Origin of the sequence: Kribbella sp. (assembly GCF_035655035.1) — a bacterium.
Taxonomy (GTDB): Bacteria; Actinomycetota; Actinomycetes; order Propionibacteriales; family Kribbellaceae; genus Kribbella.
In genome coordinates this window covers 1-6,333 of sequence record NZ_DASRVN010000305.1, presented here as the reverse complement: position 1 = coordinate 6,333, position 6,333 = coordinate 1, and the positions used below count along the sequence as shown (strand labels likewise).

The 6,333-nt window shown below is 69.1% G+C and carries 5 protein-coding genes and 1 pseudogene; 4 read left to right on the top strand and 2 right to left on the bottom strand.

Going from position 1 to position 6,333, the window contains the following annotated elements:
• Positions 1-397 precede the first annotated feature (397 nt).
• Both VFF46_RS17695 and VFF46_RS17690 read left to right on the top strand, forming a co-directional pair.
• The gene (locus VFF46_RS17695) at positions 398-706 is read left to right on the top strand and encodes a transposase (protein ID WP_325038233.1); all 309 of its coding nucleotides are present in this window, start codon (positions 398-400) and stop codon (positions 704-706) included.
• Between the two features lie 2 nt (positions 707-708).
• Positions 709-1,590 (top strand): IS3 family transposase, encoded by an 882-nt coding sequence (locus VFF46_RS17690; RefSeq protein ID WP_325038234.1) that lies wholly within the window; start codon positions 709-711, stop codon positions 1,588-1,590.
• A gap of 203 nt (positions 1,591-1,793) precedes the next feature.
• Here the strand turns inward: VFF46_RS17690 and VFF46_RS17685 are convergent, their stop codons facing one another.
• Positions 1,794-3,605 (bottom strand): HNH endonuclease signature motif containing protein, encoded by a 1,812-nt coding sequence (locus tag VFF46_RS17685; RefSeq protein WP_325038232.1) that lies wholly within the window; start codon positions 3,603-3,605, stop codon positions 1,794-1,796.
• A gap of 191 nt (positions 3,606-3,796) precedes the next feature.
• On the opposite strand from VFF46_RS17685, the gene VFF46_RS17680 reads away from it, so the two are divergent.
• Positions 3,797-4,696, top strand: coding sequence for a TROVE domain-containing protein (locus VFF46_RS17680; RefSeq protein WP_325038231.1), 900 nt, complete (start codon positions 3,797-3,799; stop codon positions 4,694-4,696).
• Between the two features lie 373 nt (positions 4,697-5,069).
• Here VFF46_RS17680 and VFF46_RS17675 read toward each other — a convergent pair whose 3' ends face one another.
• On the bottom strand, positions 5,070-5,804 hold the full coding sequence (locus tag VFF46_RS17675) for a DUF899 domain-containing protein (protein ID WP_325038230.1): 735 nt from the start codon (positions 5,802-5,804) through the stop codon (positions 5,070-5,072).
• 137 nt (positions 5,805-5,941) lie between these two features.
• Between VFF46_RS17675 and VFF46_RS17670 the strand changes: the two are divergent.
• Positions 5,942-6,333 (top strand): annotated as a pseudogene (locus tag VFF46_RS17670) (hypothetical protein); the annotation flags it as partial.

The following is a 6,333-nucleotide window of genomic DNA, read 5'->3' as shown; positions in this document are numbered from 1 at the left end:
GGCCCAAACCGCACGTCCACGTACGTCACGCGTCCCCGCCGCCCACGCAGCACAACCGGACGCCGTACAACCAGGCTCCTGGCCCAACCGATGCCCGGCAGCAAGAACGTGAACCGGACAGCTCGCGCTCATCAACAACCGTCCCCGCAGTGCCCCGCCGTGCCAGCGGCAGCAGCGGCAGCGGCAGACTCTGCCGGCCACCTACCTGCGGGCGCTCGCGTCCTCGTCCTGCAAACGCCCCCAGGACCGGCCCCGGTGAGCCGACGAGGGGAGGAGAACTCGCACATCACCGCACGGATGCGCTGCCCTCGCCCCACCGATCACCTGCAGCCTGGGCCTACCCGGATTTCACGGACACCCGTCACAGTGGGTTTGAGGGCCACGGAAAGGTGTCTCGATGGTGCCGTTTTCGCAGGAGTTCAAGGATCAGATCGTCGAACTGCACCGCAAGGGCGGTCGTACGTTCATCGACCTGGCCAGGGAGTTCAACTTGTCGGCGACCACGGTCTCGAACTGGGTCCGGGCCGCGGACAAGCGCGACGCGAAGCTCGAGCGCGCCCGGATCGCCGACAACGCCGCCGGGCAGGGTGGTGAGTCCGACAAGGCCAAGATCAGGCGGCTGGAGAAGGAGTTGGCGCGCAAGGAGCAGGAGCTCGAGATCTTGGGAAAAGCGCTGGCCTTCTTCGCGCGGCGGGCGGACCAGTAGATCTGTACTGCTACATCCGGGCGGAGAAGGCCGCTGATCCGGAGATCAGCATCAGCCTGCACTGCAAGGTCCTCGGTGTGTCCCGTTCGGGCTACTACGACTGGCTGGCCCGAACCGGCCGCGAACCTCGGGGGCGTGCCGCCGAGAACCTGTTCCTGCTCGCCGAGATCCAGCAGATCCATCTGGTTCGCGGCTACTACGGCGCCCCGCGGATCCATCGCGAGCTCCTGGCGCGCGAGCACCACGTGGGCCGGCACCGGGTGGCCCGGTTGATGCGGGCCAACGGCATCCGCGCCTGCCGCGGCAAGATCAAGGCCCGGCCCCGCTCGGCGCCTCCCGTGCGCCGCCCAGACATCGGCGACCACGTCCGCCGCGACTTCCACGCCGACACCGCCAACGCCCTGTGGTTCACCGACCTGACCCAGATCCGCACCCAGCAGGGATGGCTCTACGCCGCAGTCATCCTGGACGCGTTCAACCGCGAGGTCATCAGCTGGGCCACCGCAGACCTGGAGACACCAACCACCGCCATCCGCGCCTTCCGCGAGGCGCTGCGCAGCCGGCACCCGCCCACGGGCTGCATCATCCACTCCGACCGCGGCTACCAGTTCACCTCCACCGACTGGCTCGACCTCGCCGTCGACCACCGCATGCGCGTCTCGATCGGAGAACGCAAAGCAGCCGTCGACAACGCCGTCATGGAGTCATGGTTCGCCTCGTTCAAGAACGAAGAGATCTACCCCAAAGGACAACCAGCCACCCGCGCCGAAGCCCGCGCACGCCTGTTCAACTACATCTGGACCTACAACCACCACCGCCGCCACTCGACACTCGGCTACGTCTCACCCATCATCTACGCAACCGACTCAAGCATCTGTCCGTGAAACCCGGGCAATTCCAGCCTGCACCGAGGGTCTGGTCGGCGCGATGGCACTACTCCACACGTCGAGCGCGACGGGCACCACCGGACTCACACCGACTCCGGCACAGCCTCATCACCCCACGGATCAACCACACCCCGCGCCCAGACGCCGGCCGGCGGAACACCATCACCCCAACACGTCACCTGCCACGGGCACCACCGGACTCACGCCGACTCCGGCACACCCTCATCACCCCACGGACCAACCACACCCCGCGCCCAGACGCCAGCCGGCGAGACAGCATCACCCCACATGTCACGTGCGCCGGGCGCCACCGGACTCACGCCCGGCGCGGGACCAGCTTCATCGCCCCACGGATCAACCACACCCTGCGCCGAGACGCCGGCCGGCGGAACAGCATCTCCCCACACGTCACGTGCCGCGGGCGCCACCGGACTCACGCCCGGCGCGGGACCAGCTTCATCGCCCCACGGATCAACCACCGCCTGCACCGACGTGCTGCTGGGCGCGACCGGTGGCGGTGAGCTGAGGTTGAGTGTGGGGTGGTCCTCGTCGGCCCAGGGATCAGGTGGTGGAGCGGGCGGTGTGTGGACGATGTCGGCGGTTGGTGGGTGGTACCGGTCGGGTGGGATGCGGGTCGGGGTCGTCCAGGGCGGACGGGTCACCTGGACGATGCCGTCGAGGATGCGGATCTGCCAGTGGCCGGAGTGCAGGTCCTGGTGGTGGCGTTTGCAGAGCAGGGCGAGGTTCGTGACGGCGGTGGGGCCGCCGTCGGCCCAGTGGATGATGTGGTGGGCTTCGGTGTGGATCGGTGGGGCGCTGCAGACGACGCAGCCTTTGTCGCGGGCGTTGAGGGCGCGGCGCATCGGGCGGGTGACGAGACGTTGGCTGGTCCCGACGTCGAGCGGTTGTGACTTCGAGCCGAGGACGATCGGCAGTACGTCGGCGTCGCAGGCGAGCCGTCGTACGGTCGCTGCGGACAGCTCATCGCCGAAGATCAAGCTGCCGGTGGCGTTCGCCGTGGCTGTGCTGAGGTCGCGGTAGTCGATCGTGATGCTGATGTGCGGTTTCGGCCCGCACCCCGGAACGATCCGGGCTCCGGCCGCATCCCCGTCCGCACCAGGGCCCGCACTCGCATCGGCGCTGGTTTCGGACTGGCCGGTGGTCTTGACGATGGTGGCGTTGAGGATGGTGGTGAGGGCGTCGGCCTGGCGTTTGCTCAGGGGGCGGGGGTCGAGTTCGCCGTCGGTTGTCCGGTGCGGGCGAGCGTATGTGTGGATCAGAGTGCGGAAGAGCTCGGCGTTCTCGTTGGCGAGGTAGCCGGTGAAGGTGACACCGCGGTCGGACGGCTTCAGCAGCAGGGATTCGCGCTTGTAGGCCTCCTTCTCGTCGGGCTCCGGTCCGTCGGGGTCGAGGAGGTCGCGGATCCTGCGGCCGGCGCGGCGCAGCTCCAGTGGAGTGTGCGTGGCGGCCAGGCCGATCAGTTCTTGCTCCGCGACCGCGAGGTTCTCCAGCGGGACGCTCGACGGGACCCCGTCCAGTACGGCGACGATCGCGGCAGCCTGCGCCGGACTCACCCGCCACTCGTACTCCACGGCACCGCGGCCGGTCGCAGACTCATCGACAGCCTCGGCGGTCTCGGCGGTCTCGGCGGTCTCGGTCTGGGCAGGCCCATCCTCGGAGGTCTCCGCGAACGCTGCGGTCGCGTAGCTCGGGTCGGGGAACGGAACGGCCGGATCCGGCAGGGCTGCGCCGGTGGCGGTGTAGGCGGCGATCCGATTGGCGAGGCGGACGTCGCGGCGGGCGTCCTTCAGGTCCTGGCGGTACCGCGCGGACAGCAGTCGGGCGGTATCCCCGGCGCCTAACTCCTTCGCGTACCCGGAAGCGTCCAGGCCGGCCGTCAACTGCCACCGCAGCGTTAGCAGCCGCGCCTCCTCGGCGACGACCGCGTCGAGAGCCGACAGCTTCTCGCTGTCACTCATCGACCAGACGGGTCGCGCGCCGAGGATCTCCATGTCCACAACTCTAGACACGCCCTCCGACAGTTTCCAACGCCAGAATTCCTTATTTTCAAGGAGATTCCACTACCCGAGTTATCCACAGGGGGAAGTTGTCCACAGCGCACCCATACAGTTGCCTACGGCCACAAACCCATCGCCTTCCCATTGCGTGGCGGTCCGGCCGCGCACCGCGGCGGCGAAGCTCGGTGACGACGACAGTCGGCGCGCCGCGGTCGCGGCCGTCCCGCTCGTGGCGCGGACCGGCACGCACGCACCTGTTCACGTTCGCGGGTTATCTGGAGCAGCTCGGCGGCTGGGGCCGCGGTACCCGCCGCGCGATCGGCAACTGGTACGTCGACCCGGAGCGCGGCGTGGACACGGTCGCGTACCAGGTCGTCAAGTACCGCCGGCGCAACGGGTGGTCGCACGCGGATCTGCTCCGGCTATCGCACCCGAGGACGACGGAGCCGGTACGGCGCGAGCTCTTCGGCTGGATCCACGGACGTACGGCGGACCTGTCCGCACTGCCGCTGCTCGCCGCGTTCGAACGCGTCCAGGCCACGACCGACGCCACCGAAGCCGCGGACGTCGTCACGTTCAACCGTGCCCTGTCGTGGGAGATGATCCCCGACCGGTTCCTGAACGAGCCGCGCGTCTGGGAAGCGCTGCTCGCGAACAGCCTCCCGCAGACCGCGCTGCTCCGGCAACTCCCCCGCCGCACCCGGCTGGATCCGCACGGTCCGTGGGCGCGGGTCGTCGCGGACGAGCTCACCGACACCGCCCGGCTGCGGAAGGCACGGGTGCACCCGGTCGCCGTACTCGTTGCGCAGCGCACCTATTCCGGTGGTCACGGCGCGGGCGGGTCGTGGACGCCGTCGCGGGCGATCATGGATGCGCTCGACGCCGCGTTCTACCGCGCGTACGACGCGGTCGAGCCGGCCGGGAAGCGGATGCTGCCGGCGCTCGACGTGTCCGCGTCGATGACGGCGCCGGTGTCCGGCCTGCCGATCAGCTGCCGCGGGGCACCGGCGGAGCTCGCACTCGTCACGACCGCGACCGAGGCGTCGTACGAGATCGTTGGTCGGGCTTCCGGAACACCGGGCTGACCAAGCCGGCGGTCAGCCCGCGGCAGCGCCTCGACGACGCGATCCAGGCGGTCGCGGAGCTGCCGTTCGGTGCCACGGACTGCGCGCGGCCGATGCGGTACGCGCTCCGCCGGAAGCTCGCGGTCGACACGTTCGTGATCTTCACCGACAACGAGACGTGGTACGGCGACATCCATCCGCACCAGGCGCTGCGGCAGTACCGCCAGGCGCTCGGGATCGCCGCCCGGCTGGTCGTGGTGGCGACGAACCGCGAGCCGCGCGACGATCGCGGACCCGGCGGATCCGGGGATGCTGGACAGCTCCGGTTTCGACAGCGCCGTACCGGGGCTGGTCGGAGACTTCGGCGGGCGCGCTTGAGCGCGCCCGCCGGGGGTCAGTGGCAGTGGTCGTCGGTCGAGCTGGGAATGGCTCGGCCGGCGGGTTTTTCCCAGGGTTCCTGGCGTCCGAGGGCGGTCATGTCGAGGGCGTTGACGGAGAACGTCATCGCGTCGGGGCCGCGGCCGTACGTCGAGTAGGTGTGGTAGACGTCGTCGCCGACGCGCAGGAAGCAGCTCAGGCCGTGGAGGTCGAAGGGCTGGTCCTGCTGGATGAAGCCGGCGTGCGGGCGTTCGTCCCAGTCGGCCTTCGAGCGGTAGTTGTACTCGAACGGGACCACCGAGTCGTCCAGCGTGACGTGGTAATCGTAGTTGAAGGTGGTGCCGGCCGACGAGTACCACGGGTGCACCCAGCCGCGGTCGGCCTGGTACGCGGCGAGCTTCTCGTACGGCCCGCGCGAGATCAGTACGAACGTCGTGCCGGACTCGTTCAGCGCGCGCTGCGAGCCGATGTCGTCGACGAATCCGGTGCAGTTCGGGCAGGCCGCGTCCCACTCCGGCGGGTACATGATGTGGTAGACGACAAGCTGATGCCGCCCCTCGAACAGGTCCACCAGCTTCACCTCCCCGCCGGCCCCGGTGAACACGTACGGCGCGTCCACCAGCACCATCGGCAACTCCCGCCGCCGCGTGTTCAACGCGTCCCGCTCCTTGGTGAACGCCTTCTCCGCGGCCAGCAACTCCCGCCGCGCCGCCACCCACGCGTCCCGCCCGACAACCTCCGGCAAACTCATCCCAGTCCTCCTCAACCACGCGAAACCCGCGCGAAACCCGACAGAACACCCGAAACGTCGGAACCACCTCCCCCACTTCGACATCTCTCCAGGAGTTTCTGCCCAGGTGGAACCGGCGAGGGTGAGATGGTTGGAGTATGCGTAGGCGGGTGCGGACCGGGGTCGTGATCCTGCTGCTGGTTTTGTTGCTGGGTGGGGCCGGCTATGTGGGCTGGGTGTTGGTGCAGCGGTCTGAGCCGGTTTCGTTGCCGGAGCCCAGTGGTGGGTTTCAGGTAGGGCGGCGGACGTACGAGTGGACCGATGCCCCGCGGCGGGATCCGTTCGCGGACGGGCCTCGGCGGCTGGCGGTGTGGCTGTGGTATCCGGTGGCGAAGACGACGACCGGACAGCAGGTGCAGTACGCGCCGGACGAGTGGAGCGGGATACACCTCAAGGCTCCGGTGTCGCTGTTCGAGGGGCCGTTCGACACGCTGCAGGACCGTGCCCTCGACCGGGTCGCGATCGCGCCGGGCAAGTTCCCGGTCGTCGT

Excerpts from the sequence above, each read along its gene's own strand:
- VFF46_RS17675 (WP_325038230.1), bottom strand. The coding sequence starts at position 5,804 with ATGAGTTTGCCGGAGGTTGTCGGGCGGGACGCGTGGGTGGCGGCGCGG.
- VFF46_RS17685 (WP_325038232.1), bottom strand. The coding sequence starts at position 3,605 with ATGGAGATCCTCGGCGCGCGACCCGTCTGGTCGATGAGTGACAGCGAG.
- VFF46_RS17695 (WP_325038233.1), top strand. The coding sequence starts at position 398 with ATGGTGCCGTTTTCGCAGGAGTTCAAGGATCAGATCGTCGAACTGCAC.